The following is a 17,402-nucleotide window of genomic DNA, read 5'->3' as shown; positions in this document are numbered from 1 at the left end:
GTACCGGTTTGCGGCTTTTTCTCTACCCGAGTGATCAGTGGGCCTTAACGCCGCTGAAAGCTTTCGGTCTTCGAGGGAAATAAACGGATTGGCGTGTCTTTTTGCGGCCTTTGAAAAGAGCACTTTAAGATTAAATATAGCGAGATGGCTCAAAAAATCAGGGCGTTGGGTGGGGGTGTAAAGTACCTGGCGTTGAGCGCTCGATGTTTCACTTTTCAGTGATGACTCGACCTCGCGGTAAACCGACGGATAGGAGATTAGGTTTTAGTGGCTCAGCAAAAGCAGGTCGTCTCTACCAGTACCCAATCTCACGAGCGCGCGGGCGATGAGCTTCTTGAATGCTTGAAAGCGATCGCCTCCTATCATCAGCACGAGGTATCTTCGGAGGCGCTCAAGGCGGGGCTGCCTTTGGAGCAAGGGAACCTCACCCCGTCGGTTTTTGGCCGCGCCGCGCACCGTGCTGGCCTGACGGCGCGCATCGTTAAAAGTCCTTTGCTGGGGCTCAATCCTTCGCTTTTTCCCGCCGTGCTCCTGCTGGAGCCGGGGCGCGCTTGTGTGCTTTTGGCACTGGACACTCACCAGCAAAAAGCCAGCGTCATCTTCCCGGAGCTTTCCGAGTCCGCCGTCGAGGTGGCGCTCGACGAGCTCAACGGTGGGTACAGCGGCGAGGCGATTTATGTCCGGCCCAGGTTTCAGGCTGACAACAGCACTGAACCCGGCGTCAAGAAAAAGCGCGACCAGCACTGGTTCTGGGGCGTCATCAAGGAAAACCGCCGGCTTTACCGCGACATCATCAGCGGGTCGATTGCGATCAACGTCTTTGCGCTGGCCATGCCGCTTTTCATCCTTAACGTCTATGATCGCGTGGTGCCCAACCAGGCAACCGAGACTCTTTGGGTGATGGCGGCGGGCGTGTTTATCGTGCTGTGCTTCGATTTGGCGCTTCGTCTAATGCGCAGCGCCTTTGTCGATTTAGCGGCAAGCCGGGCGGACGTGAAGCTCTCCTCGGCGATCATGGCGAAGGTGCTGGGGATGCGCCTTGAAGAGCGCCCGGCGTCTACGGGCTCGTTTACATCGACGCTGCAGTCGTTCGAATCGGTACGCGCCTTTATTGGTTCGGCCACCATCGTCGGTATCGTCGATCTGCCTTTCGTGCTCATGTTCGTGGGTATCATCGCGCTCATCAATCCGTGGCTTGTGTTGCCGGTTATCGTGGGGATCCTCTTTGTACTGCTGTACGCGCTGGGCGCGCAGGGCAAGCTGCACCAGCTCTCCGAAACCACCTGGGAGGTGGGGGCCCAGCGCAACGCGCTGTTGGTCGAGTCGGTGTCTCAGCTCGAGAACGTCAAGGCGCTGCGCGCCGAGAGCCGCATTCAGCGTCATTGGGAAAAAGCGTCGGCCTTTTTATCGCGCACCGGCGCGCAGCTAAAGCTGGTCAGCTCTTCGGTGTCGAGCGTGGCGCTCTGGGCGCAGAACAGCGTGGCGGTATGCGTCATCATCGTGGGGGTCTATCAAATCATCGAAGGCAACCTGACCCAGGGCGGGCTGATTGCAAGCTACATGCTCTCTTCCCGGGCGATGGCGCCGATTAGCCAGGCCGCCGCGCTGCTGGCCCAGTACCATCAGTCCTCTACGGCGCTCGAGTCGCTCAATCGGGTCATGGAGAAAAAAGAGGAGCGCCACGAAGGCAAAGCCTACGTCGAGAAACCGAGTGTGGCCGGCCACCTTCAGCTCGAAAAAGTCACGTTGCGCTACCCCAACGAAGAGCGCGATGCGCTACGTGACGTGTCGATGACGATCAAGGAGGGCGAAAAGGTCGCGCTTCTGGGGCGTGTCGGCTGTGGCAAGTCGTCGCTCAACAAGCTGCTTTTGGGGTTCTATCAGCCAAGCGCTGGCGCGGTGATGCTCGATGGCGTGGATATCCGGCAGTTGGATCCGCTGCAGTTAAGGCGCCATATCGGCTACGTGCCGCAAGAGGTAAGCCTTTTTGCCGGCTCGCTTCGCGACAATATCGTGGCCGGCGGCGGAAGTGACCGGGTCGACGATCATGCGTTGTTACGGGCGATCAAAATCGCCGGGCTCGAATCCTTGGTGAACAGCCATCCTCAAGGGGTGGATTTACAGGTGGGTGAGCGCGGCCAGGCGCTTTCCGGCGGGCAGAAGCAGGCGGTCGCCATTGCCCGCGCCGTGGTACAAGACCCGCCGGTGCTGCTGCTCGATGAGCCCACCAGCGCTATGGATAACGCCAGTGAAGAGACGTTCAAGGCGAACCTGACCCGCATTTCCGAGGGGAAAACCGTGCTGGTGGTGACCCACCGTACCTCGCTACTGTCGCTGGTCGACCGCATCATCGTGATGGATGCGGGTAAGGTCGTGGCCGATGGCCCGCGGGATAGCGTGGTCGAGGCGCTACGCAACGGGCAGATCGGGAGGGCCTCATAATGGCGAAAAAGTCCTCTACCACCGAGCAAAAAGGGTTCGAAGCGATCGGCCGTTTCTCTGAGAAGGGCCAAAAGCCCTTTCGCCCTTTTATGGACCGGCTGTTCGCCCGCCGGGTAAGTTCTGCCCACCTCAACCGGGACTGGGCAAGCGATACCGACTGGGCGCGTATGCAGCAAGAGCCCATTCGCGCGCGGCTCTTTCTCTACGTCACCTTGCTTGCGTTTATTGCCGTGCTGGTGTGGGCGTACTTCGCCCAGATCGACGAAGTGACCCGAGGTACCGGCCGGGTAATCCCCGCAAGTCACCTTCAGCGTATTCAGTCCTTTGATGGCGGCGTGGTCGAGCAGATCAACGTGCGCGAAGGCCAGGTCGTTAGCGCTGGCGAAGTGCTCATGCAGATCGACCCTACCCGGTTTGTCTCCGATTTTCGCGAAAACCGCGCTCAGCGCTACGCGCTCGAAGCGCGTAGCGAGCGGCTTCGCGCGCTGGCGACCGGCACCGAATTCGAACCTTCTGAGGAGCTTCGTCAAGAAGTGCCCGGGATCGTGTCTCAGGAGCGCGAAGCCTACGAGAGCAGTATCGAAGAGCTTCGCGAGCAGGAGAACGTACTGGAGGACCGCGTTCGCCAGCGCCGGGAAGAGCTAAGAGAAGCCCAGGCCCGTCGCGACACCGCCGGGCGTGAAGCCAGTATGGCAAGCCAGGAGCTGAACCTGACGCGGCCGCTACTTTCGTCGGGCGCGGTATCGGAAGTGGAAGTATTGCGCCTCGAGCGCGAGGTGTCCCGGGCGACCGGCGAGCGCAATCAGGCGGACGCTTCGGTAGCGCGGCTTCAGGCGGCGGTCGAAGAGTCGCAGACCCAGCTTCGCGAACTAAGCGCCGAACGACGCAGCGAGTGGCGCAGCAATCTGGCGCAAACCGTGGGCGATCTGAACGCGCTTCAGCAGTCGGGCACCGGTTTGCAGGACCGCGTACGGCTAACCGAAATTCGCTCGCCAGTGGATGGTGTCATCCAGCGTATTCACATCAACACCATCGGTGGGGTCGCCCAGCCCGGGCAAGAAGTGGTCGAAATTATTCCAAGCGATGATCAACTGCTGGTCGAGGCGCGTATTGCGCCCCAGGATATCGCCTTCTTGCACCCGGGGCAGGCCTCCACTATCAAATTAACCGCCTACGACTACGCCATTTATGGCGGGCTTCAAGCCGAACTCGAGCATATCAGCGCCGATACGATTACCGATGATGATGGCAACACCTTCTATCTGGTACGGGTGCGTAGTTTGCAAGACGAGAACGTGGCGCAGCGGCTGCAGGTCATTCCTGGCATGACCGCGCAAGTCGATATAGTGACGGGCAAACGAACGGTCATGCAGTTTTTGCTCAAGCCCGTTTTAAGAGCGTGGCGTGACTCAATGGGAGAGCGCTAATGAAACATCTATTTTTAACGGCGGATGGGATATTGAAGGCGCGCTGGCAGGAAGCGTTCCCCGGTGCCGCAGCGCTTACCCCGGATAGCGGGCTTGGCGCCGTCGATACCGGCGATGTGGTATGGCTGGTCACCACGGTCAACGACTGGCAAGCGCAGATTGGCACGATTACGCAAAAAGGCGCCGTGGTGGTGGTGTTGAGCTACGCCGCCGACGACCGTGAGGCTCTGCAGGCCCTCGACCACGGCGCCCGCGGCTACGCGCATACGCTTTCCGCATCGGCGATGCTCGAGCAGGTGGCGCTGGTGGTCACCAATCACGGCATTTGGGCGGGGCAGTCGCTTCTGTCCAGGGTTTTGGGCGGCTCCGCCCAAGCACTTCAGCAGCGAAGCGGCGCCGAACGGGGGCTTTCAAACCAGCATTTAGCCTTATTGACCGAGCGCGAGCGAGCGGTAGCCCAGGCGGTTTCAAGCGGAGCGAGTAACAAGGAGATCGCCCGCCAGCTGGATATCAGCGAGCGCACGGTCAAAGCGCATCTAAGCGCGATTTTCAAGAAGCTGGCGGTGCGCGACCGGCTACAATTGATGCTGAAGCTCGCCGCCGATGCTGAAGCCCGCTCCTTTGGGTAAATAGTCGCCGTTTCGGCCCGATTCCCCCCGCGGCTACGCCGTTTTAACACGGCGCCCCCACGCCGCGGGCGCTAAAATAAATGCACTACCTGTCCATCGGTACAATAGGTTTATCCCCTCTGTTTCCCTAGTATGGCGCTATAAGCCGCATCTCCCTTCGTGCCACCCACGAGCCTGCGGCCACTAACGTTTATCGGGGAACTACTTCATGGCAACAGCAACGGTCATTTCCATCACGGGCGACGCCTGGGTCGTGGACGCAGCGGGCAATATCCGCGAGGTTCGCATTGGCGACACCCTTAACGAGGGTGAAACGCTCATGACCTCGGACGGTGGCCGAGTAGAGCTGGATTTTGCCGATGGCACCGGTGCCAATGTGGTAGAAGGTGGCCAGGAAGTAGTCATTACGCCCGAGCTTGAAAGCGATGCGATCGTGACCAGCGACGAGGCCAGCGTTCTCGATGACGATATCGAAGCCCTGCTCGCGGCGCTCGAAGATGAGGATACCGACCTTCTCGATATTTTAGACCCCACCGCCGCAGGCGGCGCCGCGGGTGGCGGCGGCGAAGGCCACAGCTTCGTGCGCGTCGCGCGCATCTCCGAAGACGTTAGCCCGTTAAGTTTCTCCACTGCAGGCCCCGCCGCGGGCGCCTCCCCGGCATTCTTCGAGTTCTCTGGCAGCGAGCTGGATGATGCCGATGACGGCCTCACTCCGCCTATCGACCCGACTGATCCCACGGATCCGACCGATCCGACCGATCCTACGGACCCGACTGATCCGACCGATCCGACCGATCCAACGGACCCGACTGATCCGACGGACCCGACTGATCCGACCGATCCGACCGATCCAACGGACCCGACTGATCCGACGGACCCGACTGATCCCACGGACCCGACCGATCCTACGGACCCGACCGATCCTACGGACCCGACCGATCCCACGGACCCGACCGATCCCACGGATCCGACCGATCCCACGGATCCGACTGATCCCACTGATCCAACGGACCCGACCGATCCTACGGACCCGACCGATCCTACGGACCCGACCGATCCTACGGACCCGACTGATCCTACGGACCCGACCGATCCCACGGACCCAACCGATCCGACGGACCCGACCGATCCCACGGACCCGACGGACCCGACTGATCCCACGGATCCGACCGATCCGACGGACCCGACCGATCCGACGGACCCGACCGATCCTACGGACCCGACCGATCCGACGGACCCGACCGATCCGACGGACCCGACTGATCCGACCGATCCGACTGATCCCACGGACCCGGAAGATGGTGATGCGGACGCGGATGCAGACTCTGATGCAGATGCAGATGCAGATGCAGATGCAGACTCCGACGCTGATTCTGACGCGGATGCAGATTCCGATGCGGACGCTGATTCTGACGCCGACGCCGACGCCGACGCCGATGCTGACTCAGACTCTGATGCGGATGCCGACGCTGATGCAGATTCCGACGCCGATTCAGATGCGGACGCGGATGCAGACGCCGACTCGGATGCTGACTCAGACGCGGACGCCGACGCTGATTCCGATGCCGATGCCGATGCCGATGCGGATGCTGATTCTGACGCCGACGCGGATGCAGATTCCGATGCTGACGCGGACGCTGATTCCGATGCAGATGCTGATTCCGACGCTGATGCGGACGCGGACGCTGATTCAGACGCGGATGCTGATTCCGACGCAGACGCAGACGCCGATTCCGACTCAGACGCGGATGCGGATTCCGACGCAGATGCTGATGCGGACGCTGATTCTGATGCCGACGCGGATGCAGATGCAGATGCAGATGCCGACGCGGACGCCGATTCTGATGCAGACGCTGATGCCGACGCCGACGCAGATTCTGACGCCGACGCCGACGCTGATTCGGATGCAGATGCCGACGCCGATGCGGATTCTGATGCAGATGCGGACGCTGATGCGGATTCCGACGCGGACGCCGATTCTGATGCAGACGCTGATGCTGATTCGGATGCAGATGCGGACGCAGACGCCGATGCGGACGCCGACGCTGATTCTGATGCCGACGCGGATGCCGATTCAGACGCGGACGCTGATGCGGATTCCGACGCGGACGCCGATTCTGATGCAGACGCTGATGCCGATGCGGACGCTGATTCAGACGCTGATGCTGATTCGGACGCAGATGCCGATTCAGACGCCGACGCTGATTCTGATGCCGACGCGGATGCGGATGCTGATTCAGACGCGGATGCCGATTCCGACGCAGATGCTGATGCGGATTCCGACGCGGACGCCGATTCTGATGCAGACGCTGATGCCGATGCGGACGCTGATTCAGACGCTGATGCTGATTCGGACGCAGATGCCGATTCAGACGCCGACGCTGATTCTGATGCCGACGCGGATGCGGATGCTGATTCAGACGCGGATGCCGATTCCGACGCAGATGCTGATGCGGATTCCGACGCGGACGCCGATTCTGATGCAGACGCTGATGCCGATGCGGACGCTGATTCAGACGCTGATGCTGATTCGGACGCAGATGCCGATTCAGACGCCGACGCTGATTCTGATGCCGATGCAGATGCAGATGCCGACGCTGATGCCGACGCGGATGCAGATTCCGACGCCGATGCGGACGCTGATGCAGATGCGGATTCTGACGCGGATGCAGATGCAGATTCTGACGCGGATGCTGATGCCGACGCGGACGCCGATTCTGATGCAGACGCGGATGCGGATGCCGATTCTGACGCCGATGCTGATTCCGACGCAGATGCGGATGCCGATGCGGACGCTGATGCAGATGCAGATGCAGATGCTGATTCCGATGCGGATGCTGACTCAGACTCTGATGCGGATGCGGATGCCGACGCGGATGCAGATTCCGACGCCGATGCGGACGCTGATGCAGATGCCGACGCGGACTCCGATTCTGATGCGGACGCTGATTCCGATGCTGATTCGGATTCCGATGCTGATGCTGACTCAGACGCGGATGCCGACGCGGATGCCGACGCGGATGCGGACGCGGACGCTGATTCCGATGCAGATGCTGATTCCGACGCTGATGCAGATGCAGATTCCGATGCTGATTCGGATGCAGATGCGGACGCCGATTCAGATGCGGATGCCGATTCCGACGCCGATGCGGACGCTGATTCTGATGCCGACGCGGATGCAGACGCTGATGCGGATGCCGACGCGGATGCGGATGCCGATTCAGATGCAGATGCTGACTCAGACGCCGATGCGGATGCTGATTCCGACGCGGACTCCGATTCTGATGCGGATGCTGATTCCGACTCCGACTCCGACTCCGACTCCGACTCCGACTCCGACGCAGACGCCGATTCCGACTCAGACGCGGATGCAGATGCTGACTCAGACGCGGATGCGGATGCCGACGCCGATGCAGATGCCGACGCGGACGCCGATTCTGATGCAGACGCGGATGCCGATGCCGATGCGGACGCTGATTCAGACGCTGATGCTGATTCGGATGCAGATGCCGATTCAGACGCCGATTCAGACGCCGATGCGGACGCCGACGCCGACGCTGATTCTGATGCCGACGCGGATGCGGATGCTGATTCAGACGCGGATGCCGATTCCGACGCAGATGCTGATTCGGATGCAGACGCTGATGCGGATGCTGATTCAGATGCGGATGCCGATTCCGACGCTGATTCTGACGCCGACGCCGACGCCGACGCCGACGCCGACGCTGATTCGGATGCAGATGCAGATGCGGATTCAGACGCTGATGCTGATTCGGACGCAGATGCCGATGCGGACGCCGACGCTGATTCTGATGCAGATGCAGATGCAGATGCAGATGCAGATGCCGATTCAGATGCGGACGCTGATTCAGACGCCGATGCTGACGCGGATGCAGATTCAGACGCTGATGCTGATGCTGATTCAGACGCGGATGCGGATGCGGATGCAGACTCAGACGCGGATGCTGATGCCGACGCGGACTCCGATTCTGATGCGGACGCCGATGCGGACTCAGATGCCGATGCGGACGCTGATTCAGATGCTGACGCCGATGCCGACTCGGACGCTGACGCGGATGCAGATTCAGACGCAGATGCCGATTCAGATGCGGACGCTGACGCTGACGCTGATTCTGATGCAGATGCAGATGCAGATGCGGATGCTGACTCTGATGCGGATGCGGATGCGGATGCCGACGCGGATGCAGATGCCGATGCCGATGCCGATGCCGATGCCGATGCCGACGCGGATTCCGATTCTGATGCGGACTCAGATGCCGATGCGGATGCTGATGCCGATTCAGATGCAGATGCGGACGCGGACGCTGATTCAGATGCGGATGCGGATGCAGATGCAGATGCCGATGCGGATTCTGATGCAGATGCCGACGCGGATGCCGATTCAGACGCGGATGCTGATTCCGACGCAGATGCGGATGCTGACTCAGATGCAGACGCCGATTCCGATTCCGATGCCGATGCCGATGCCGATGCCGATGCCGATGCCGATGCCGACGCGGATGCCGACGCGGATGCTGATTCCGACGCCGATGCGGACTCAGATTCTGATGGTCCTCATGAGCCAAAAGCCAAGATCACCATCGACAAGATCACCGGCGATGACGTAATCAACGGCGAGGAAGCGAAGGGCGACGTGCGCGTCACCGGCACCGTAGGCGGCGACGCCCAGGCGGGCGACACCGTGACGCTGACCGTGGGTGACAACACCTATGAAGGTGAGGTCACCGCCGACGCCGATGGCAACCTGACCTACGCCATCGACGTGCCCGGCAGCGTGCTGGCCGAGAACGACACCGTCACCGCGGAAGTTACCGGCACCGATAGTGCAGGCAACGACTACAGCGCCGAGACGGATCGCGACTACAGCGTCAATCTCGATGCCAGCGCCAAGATCACCATCGACAAGATCACCGGCGATGACGTGATCAACGGCGAGGAAGCGAAGGGCGACGTACGCGTCACCGGCACCGTGGGCGGCGACGCCCAGGCGGGCGACACCGTCACGCTGACCGTGGGCGACAACACCTACGAAGGTGAGGTCACCGCCGACGCTGATGGCAACCTGACCTACGCCATCGACGTCCCGGGATCAGTTTTGGCCGAGAACGACACTGTCACCGCGGAAGTCACCGGCACCGACAGTGCAGGCAACGACTACAGCGCCGAGACCGGCCGCGACTACAGCGTCAACCTCGACGCCAGCGCCAAGATCACCATCGACCAGATTACCGGCGATGACGTGATCAACGGCGAGGAAGCGAAGGGCGACGTCAAGGTCACCGGCACCGTGGGCGGCGACGCCCAGGCGGGTGACACCGTGACGCTGACCGTGGGCGACAACACCTACGAAGGTGAGGTCACCGCCGACGCCGATGGCAACCTGACCTACGCCATCGACGTGCCCGGCAGCGTGTTGGCCGAGAACGACACCGTTTATGCGGAAGTCACCGGCACGGACAGTGCAGGCAACGACTACAGCGCCGAGGCCGGCCGCGACTACAGCGTCAACCTCGACGCCAGCGCCAAGATCACCATCGACAAGATCGCCGGCGACGACGTGATCAACGGCGAGGAAGCGAAGGGCGACGTCAAGGTCACCGGCACCGTGCGCGGCGACGCCCAGGCGGGTGACACCGTCACACTGACCGTGGGTGACAACACCTACACCGGCATCGTCGGTGAAGATCAGACCTACGCCATCGACGTCCCGGGATCGGTTCTCGCCGAGAACGATACCGTTTACGCGGAAGTCACCGGCACCGACAGTGCAGGCAACGACTACAGCGCCGAGACCGGCCGCGACTACAGCGTCAACCTCGATGCCAGCGCCAAGATCACCATCGACAAGATCACCGGCGATGACGTGATCAACGGCGAGGAAGCGAAGGGCGACGTCAAGGTCACCGGCACCGTGCGCGGCGACGCCCAGGCGGGCGACACCGTGACGCTGACCGTGGGTGACAACAGCTACACCGGCATCGTCGGTGAAGATCAGACCTACGCGATCGACGTCCCGGGATCAGTTTTGGCCGAGAACGACACCATTTATGCGGAAGTCACCGGCACCGATAGCGCAGGTAATCCCTACAGCGCCGAGACCGGCCGTGACTATAGCGTCAACCTCGACGCCAGCGCCAAGATCACCATCGACAAGATCACCGGCGATGACGTGATCAACGGCGAGGAAGCGAAGGGCGACGTCAAGGTCACCGGCACCGTGCGCGGCGACGCCCAGGCGGGCGACACCGTCACACTGACCGTGGGCGACAACAGCTACACCGGCATCGTCGGTGAAGATCAGACCTACGCGATCGACGTGCCCGGCAGCGTGCTGGCCGAGAACGACACCGTTTATGCGGAAGTCACCGGCACCGACAGTGCAGGCAACGACTACAGCGCCGAGACCGGCCGCGACTATAACGTCGATATAGCGCCTTCATCTGAAGGCGGTTACGCCCTGGGTGATGAAGATAGCTCCAGTGCCGGTCACGATGACTTCCTGCTCAAATGGGAAGATTTCAATATCACCGACAAGGGGTGGGTCGAATCCGATCCGGGTATTGTTGTCACTCAGCTGCCAACAAGTGGCTGGCTGCAAGCGAAAGAGGGTGATGGATGGCGTGATGTCGAAGAGGGCGAGCGCTTCTCCAAAGCACAGATCGACGCAGATGAGTTGCGCTTCAAACCCGAGGCCAACGAGTCGGGCTTCGATGGTTATGGTGGCGATGGTGTGGGTAACATGCAGGCTGACTACGCGAAATTCAGCTTCAAACCCGCAGGTGAGCTTAAGGATGGTAAAGAGTCCACGTTCACGATCGACATTACCCCTGTCGCGGATAAACCGAACGTCGAACTAGAGGTTACCGCTGGCGATATCGTCCCGGGGTCAGGTGCTGGTAAGACACTGCAGGTGAACGGTGGTAGCAGTCAGCGCGGCGGCTTCGATGTTCGGGACGGTCAAATCGTCAAGATCGGCGATAATGTGCGTGTATGGCTCTCGGAAGGAGATATCGCTCCCGAGAGTACCGGTACTGGGGTGGTCGCTTATTATGACCAGCATGGAAACCCGGCTGGTGACGCGGATTACTGCGACATCTTCGTAGTTCGTCCGGACAGCAAATTACTCCATAACGTAACAGGGGTACGTAGCGGCGAGCCCGACGCGTTGGCGGACTACATCTTCATGTCTGGCCCTGCTAGCGGGTATGCCGTCTCGGTTGGAACCAACAACCGCAATGGTCAAATCAATACCCTCGAGAACGTCCATGTCAGCCATAATGGTCACTCCATCATTGAGGCAGGCAATCAGGTCGAAGGGTTCATCTATGGCGATGGTACCTGGGAAGCTCAAGATAAGTGTAATCCTGAACCGCCGATGGAATCCGTAGAGGGCGAGAAGCCTCTTCAGGAGCTATTGGTCAAAGTTTCTGCCCAGTTGACCGATACCGACGGCAGCGAAGTGCTTTCGGGTATTACGCTGAAAGGTATCCCGGAAGGTGCAAGCGTCGAGCTTAAAGACGCGCCGATGGGCATTGGGCTGGTCGAGCAAGATGGCGTATGGACGATTACGAACCCCGAGCATTTGTCCGGCCTGAATGATATTCAGCTATCGCTGAAAGTGCCTGCGGGTAGCGAGCCTTTCGAGATCGTCGCCGTGGCGAGTTCTACCGAGGTTTACCGCGATGCTGATGGTAACCCGGTGGCGCTTGAAGGCGTGACGCCAGCGTATGGCCTGGCAACTGAATATGTCGATGTGACCTCTGACAACATCATCGTGCCGGAAGTGAGCCTGGCGGTCGAAACGGTTCATGGCCTCGAGACAGTCACGAAGGATGGCTTTGCTGATCTGGGCGTGGGCGGCTCAGGCGACGGCTGGATCAATGATCCACGTCCGCCGGCAGATACCGAAAAGGCCCACTTCGATTTCGGCAAGGCGCATGCGGGTGAAACCTTCACGTTAAGCTGGACGCAAATGGCGAAAGGCGGCTGGGAAGATGGTCGTACCGGCTGGGGTCTGAGAGGCGGCACTCGCGATACGTTCAAGGTGCTCGTCAATGGCCAGGAGCAGTACGAAACGTCCTGGTACGATCCCAATAACAGCAACTGGACCCGTTTCAAGCCTGAAAATCAGTCGCTGACCGTAACGCTGGATAAAAACGGTCAGGCGGTCGTCGAGTTCGAGGTGCGCTCGACCGAAGCCAATGAAGTCGTGGATGTCAGCAATATCAAGGCCGAGCTGAACGTCGAAACGACGATTTACAAGGTCGACCTTTCCGGCAGCATCGCGGAGGGTGAAATCGACTACTACGAAGTCGAAGTTGACGGTGGGCAGTTGCTTTACAACGGTAACGTGCTGGTCATTGAAAACGGTAGTTACCGTGTCGAGCCCGATCAGCTGGATCACTTGACCGTTAGACCCAGCCCGGGAGCGGAAACGTTCGACGTGCGCGCCATTTCGGTCAGCGAACACGGTATTCCCAGTAGTCAGGCGTACGTCAACGTCGAGATCGAACAACTGACGGACCCGGTCCCGGACGTCATGTTGGGCGTCGAAACGGTTCATGGCCTCGAGACAGTTACGAAGGATGGCTTTGCTGATCTGGGCGTGGGCGGCTCAGGCGACGGCTGGATCAATGATCCACGTCCGCCGGCAGATACCGAAAAGGCCCACTTCGATTTCGGCAAGGCACATGCGGGTGAAACCTTCACGTTAAGCTGGACGCAAATGGCGAAAGGCGGCTGGGAAGATGGTCGTACCGGCTGGGGGCTGAGAGGCGGCACTCGCGATACGTTCAAGGTGCTCGTCAATGGCCAGGAGCAGTATGAAACGTCCTGGTACGATCCCAATAACAGCAACTGGACCCGCTTCAAGCCTGAAAATCAGTCGCTAACCGTAACGCTGGATAAAAACGGTCAGGCGGTCGTCGAGTTCGAGGTGCGTTCGACCGAAGCCAATGAAGTCGTGGATGTCAGCAATATCAAGGCCGAGCTGAACGTCGAAACGACGATTTACAAGGTCGACCTTTCCGGCAGCATCGCGGAGGGTGAAATCGACTACTACGAAGTCGAAGTTGACGGTGGGCAGCTACTTTACAACGGTAACGTACTGGCCAGCGAAAACGGCGTTTATCGCGTAGAGCCAAGTCAGTTGGGCAGCTTGACCGTAAGGCCGGATGTGGGTGTGGACACCTTCGATGTGCGCGCAACCTCGTTTAGCGACAAGGGGGTCCCCAGCGAAGAAGCGGTTGTCACCGCTATCGACGTTGAAATGCCAGTAATGCCGCCCGAGGTCAGTATCGAGGGCATCGAGATGGGCCAAGCCGCCGGTGTCGATGTACTTTCTAAAGTGTGGGGCGGACTGGATCACAAGGCTTTCGGTACCTGGAATAAAGCGGTCGATACGAGCTATAAAAATCAGGATGTCGCAGGCAGTCAGCTCAACGTCAATAATACAAGTAAGCTGTCAATTTACTCTCAAAAGGGCAGTAATGAGGCTAGTTACTTCCAGGTGGGTGACGTTTATAAGCTGAGTTGGACCGAATCTGTTCCTGTGTTCAATTTGTTGGGAGTGGTCAAGTTCCATAAGACGGTCGAAAAGACTATGCAGGGGACAGTGACGCGCTCCGATGAGTCCAACCTGCAAGATGTGGATAAAGACATCGTTGTCTTTAGCGGTAAGGTCGACGGTGCTGCTCAGACGCTATTAATTGATAGCAAAGGCGTGCAGACAGGGCACTACGATTTGTCGTATGCAGTGAATGACAAGGATGGCAGTACCGTTGGTATCCGAGAGATGAAGATCTTCGGCTCAGCTGCACCCGACGCGGAGGTGAAAATTACCGACGCTAACGGCAAGGCGGTCGATACAGTAAAAGCGGACGGCAACGGCGAGTGGACCACGGCATTTAAGGAGATCAAAGGCTCCAATGGTGAGTTGAAAGCGACCGCTATCGATGCAGACGGCAATATCTCGGTCGACACCAAGCATTACCAGCTTGGTGACACGGGCAACAACGTGCTGCGCGGTACCGAAGCCAACGACCTTCTCTACGGCGGTGCCGGTAACGATACGTTAGTAGGCGGTGATGGAGACGACACGCTGATCGGTGGAACGGGTAATGACACGCTGATAGGCGGCCCGGGTGACGATATTCTCGTTGGTGGCCTCGGTGCCGATACCTTCAAGTGGGAATTCGGTGACCAGGGCAGTAGCCATAACGCGGCCACCGATGTGGTCGAGGACTTTACTCAAGGGGTATTTGGTAAGGATGCCCAAGCGGATCGTCTGGACCTCTCCGACTTGCTGAAAGGCGAGAACAACGAGAGTATCGATCAGTACATTCGCGCGGAGCAGCAGGGAAGCGATACGGTTCTGCATATCAAGTCGGAAGGTGGTTTGTCTGCGGATAACAGTAACGCCGACCAGCGCGTGGTACTCAAGGATGTCACGATGCCGCAAGGCGAGAACTCTTCGGACTTTATCCAGAGTATGCTGCAGGATCACCAGCTAAAGATCGATCACTAAGGCGAAGGCGTTATACCAGCCTTGCAAAACGAAAGGCCGCCTCCGGGCGGCCTTTTTAACCTTGAATATTGGGTCATCAAGAAAGGGTGGTTGCGATGTTTTATATCAAACGCAATGCGGCGGGTGAGATTGTGCTTCTCAGCAAAGAGGCCTCCAGCGAGTTCTCGGAGCAGATCGCGGCCGATGACCCGGAGGTGCTGGCATTTCTGGCGGAGCAGCCCGGGTCCTCGGCCAACTTCCTCGCCTCGGATCTGGCCTTCGTGCGGGTGGTGGAAGATTTAATGGAGGTGTTGTTGGATAAGGGCGTGATCTCGTTTACCGACTTGCCCGAGGCGGCACAGAACAAGGTCATGCAGCGTAAGTCGCTGCGCTCCAAAAACAACGTCAACCTGATCAGTGAGGACGGCGGTATCATTTGATACCGCCGTGGGTCTCGATTAGGGGGTACGAACGCCCGGGCCGGTAGCGCCATCCAGGCCCATACGGAAAAGCTGGCTCAGCTCCTGCTCGGTCGTTACCCCTTCGGCAATCACCAGAATGCCCAGCGAGTGGCAAAGCGTGGTCATGCTTCGCAGAATGCTCTGCTGCTCGAAGGATGCGTGAATGTCGCGCACCAGGCTGCTGTCCACCTTCAAATACGAAAGACCGATATCCTGCAAGTCGGCAAGCCTTGTGAACGCCGCCCCCACGTGCTCGATCCCGAATTGGCAGCCCAGGTGGCGCAGCGCCGAACAGAACCCGCGGAAGCTCGCAATCGCGTAGGGGTCGAGGGTGGCGGGTATTTCGAAGCAGAGCCTGGGGGCTAAAGCGGCGTTTCTTTCCAACAGCGTACGCAGCTCGGTCACGAACTGCGCGTTGGTGATGGTGGCGATGGAAAGGTTGATACCCAGGGTCTGGCCGGGCTCGGCGCGGAGAAGCTCCAGCGCCTGCTGGATGACGGCCTTGTCCAGCGAAGCCTCCAGACTGAAGCGCGCAAGCCAGGGGATGAACACGCCGGCGCTTTGCCACTGCTCGGCCAGTTCAAGCCTGGCGGGGCTCTCGTAGTGGAGCACGTTTTGGTGGTTGTCCAGCACCGGAAAACGGCCAAGCTGGGGGCCTTGCAGGATGGCCAGATCCAGCGCCGAACGCCAGTCCGCGTGGGTGGCAAACAGTGCCTGATGCTCGCGCTCTCGAACGATTACGCGGGGCGCTTGTTGGGCACTTTCTGCCTCGGCCAGCGCAGTATCCAGCGTTGCCAGCAGCACGCTTCGCTCATCACTGGATGAGTAGCTGGTAATCGCGGCGGGCAGGCGTACCTCCACCTCGGGGAGGTTCGCTGTGGCGGCCGTAAGCGCTTGGCAAAGCTCTTCGTAAAGCGCCTCTATATGGCTTTGATGTGGTAGCACCAGCATGAAATCGCTACCGTTCAAACGACCCACCAATGCTTCTTCCGAGGTGGTATCCAGCACTTCCAACTGCTTTACGAGCGCTTTCAACAAGGCGTCCGTTTCATCGTGGCCGAGTTGTTGGTTTAACTGGGGCAAATCCTGTACACGCACCATGACCATTAGCCCGTTAGCCCGGGCGTCGTCGCTATCCAGCAGGGCGGCCAAGCGGCCCATGAAAACGTTGCGGTTTAGCGCCCCGGTCAAGCGGTCCTGCTGCAGGTCACGGCGCAGCTCGTCAAGCTTCTGGCTTTCGTGGGTCAGCATTTGACGGACATTGTTGGATAGCGCATTCATGGCGCGGGCCACTTCGCGAAGCTCGAGCGTACTGGGCTCTTGTATGGTCGTAAAACGCCGGGCGCTGATATCCCGTGCCTGGGCAATCACGCGGGTCAATGGGCGCTTGATGCTGCTGACGATCACCGCCGCGGCCGCCAGGCTCGCCACTCCCGCGGCGATGAACCAGCCGGCCAGCTCTAGAAAGCTTTTCCAAAGTGCGGCGTAGGCAAAGCTATACTGGCTTTCAAGGGTGAGGGTGCCGAACTGGCGCCAGCCGTCCTGAATGGTGGCTTGGCCCGGCGGAATATCGAAGCGCACGAGCGCACGAAACCAGCCGGGGACGCTCCCCTGGTACGCGTTGGCGGCGCGCTCGATCAGAACATCACCCGCGGTGTCGCGCAGCACGATTTGCTGGTAGTAGCCGGTATCGAACTGCGCCGAGATCAAAAGCTCGAGGGTCACCATGTCCTTATCCAGCTGGCTCATCGACAGCGCAAGCGCGGTGGCATTGTCCTCATTCTTGATGCTGATTTCCTGCTCGATATAGCCACGGCTGGTGGTAATGCTGATCGCAAGGCTTCCAATAAAGGAAAGCAGCAAAAGCCCTATAATAGCCAGCCAAAGCTGTTTGATAAGCGACATACGGCACGTCCTT

General features: G+C 59.7%; 6 protein-coding genes. 5 read left to right on the top strand and 1 reads right to left on the bottom strand.

Annotated elements, in window-relative coordinates:
• Positions 1-267: 267 nt before the first annotated feature.
• From ACWHXT_RS11465 to ACWHXT_RS11445, 5 genes are all read left to right on the top strand, one after another.
• Positions 268-2,442: a type I secretion system permease/ATPase gene (locus ACWHXT_RS11465; protein WP_447955938.1), complete on the top strand. Its 2,175-nt coding sequence runs from the start codon at positions 268-270 to the stop codon at positions 2,440-2,442.
• Positions 2,442-3,869 (top strand): HlyD family type I secretion periplasmic adaptor subunit, encoded by a 1,428-nt coding sequence (locus tag ACWHXT_RS11460; protein WP_447955937.1) that lies wholly within the window; start codon positions 2,442-2,444, stop codon positions 3,867-3,869. Before ACWHXT_RS11465 ends, ACWHXT_RS11460 begins: the two co-directional genes overlap by 1 nt.
• Positions 3,869-4,498, top strand: coding sequence for a helix-turn-helix domain-containing protein (locus ACWHXT_RS11455; protein ID WP_447955936.1), 630 nt, complete (start codon positions 3,869-3,871; stop codon positions 4,496-4,498). The genes ACWHXT_RS11460 and ACWHXT_RS11455 overlap by 1 nt, the downstream gene beginning before the upstream one ends.
• Before the next feature lie 208 nt (positions 4,499-4,706).
• On the top strand, positions 4,707-15,044 hold the full coding sequence (locus tag ACWHXT_RS11450) for an Ig-like domain-containing protein (protein ID WP_447955935.1): 10,338 nt from the start codon (positions 4,707-4,709) through the stop codon (positions 15,042-15,044).
• A gap of 95 nt (positions 15,045-15,139) precedes the next feature.
• Positions 15,140-15,463: a tryptophan synthase subunit beta like protein gene (locus ACWHXT_RS11445; protein WP_447926441.1), complete on the top strand. Its 324-nt coding sequence runs from the start codon at positions 15,140-15,142 to the stop codon at positions 15,461-15,463.
• A gap of 18 nt (positions 15,464-15,481) precedes the next feature.
• Here the strand turns inward: ACWHXT_RS11445 and ACWHXT_RS11440 are convergent, their stop codons facing one another.
• On the bottom strand, positions 15,482-17,389 hold the full coding sequence (locus tag ACWHXT_RS11440; protein ID WP_447955934.1) for an EAL domain-containing protein: 1,908 nt from the start codon (positions 17,387-17,389) through the stop codon (positions 15,482-15,484).
• Positions 17,390-17,402 lie beyond the last annotated feature (13 nt).

Source organism: Vreelandella halophytica, assembly GCF_968193635.1.
Note: the sequence above shows the minus strand (reverse complement) of the source record. Positions and strands in the feature narration are given on the sequence as shown.

What these genes read in the sequence shown, in the direction of transcription:
- ACWHXT_RS11445 (WP_447926441.1), top strand. Translation starts at nt 15,140, where the DNA reads ATGTTTTATATCAAACGCAATGCGGCGGGTGAGATTGTGCTTCTCAGC.
- ACWHXT_RS11440 (WP_447955934.1), bottom strand. Translation starts at nt 17,389, where the DNA reads ATGTCGCTTATCAAACAGCTTTGGCTGGCTATTATAGGGCTTTTGCTG.
- ACWHXT_RS11455 (WP_447955936.1), top strand. Translation starts at nt 3,869, where the DNA reads ATGAAACATCTATTTTTAACGGCGGATGGGATATTGAAGGCGCGCTGG.
- ACWHXT_RS11450 (WP_447955935.1), top strand. Translation starts at nt 4,707, where the DNA reads ATGGCAACAGCAACGGTCATTTCCATCACGGGCGACGCCTGGGTCGTG.
- ACWHXT_RS11460 (WP_447955937.1), top strand. Translation starts at nt 2,442, where the DNA reads ATGGCGAAAAAGTCCTCTACCACCGAGCAAAAAGGGTTCGAAGCGATC.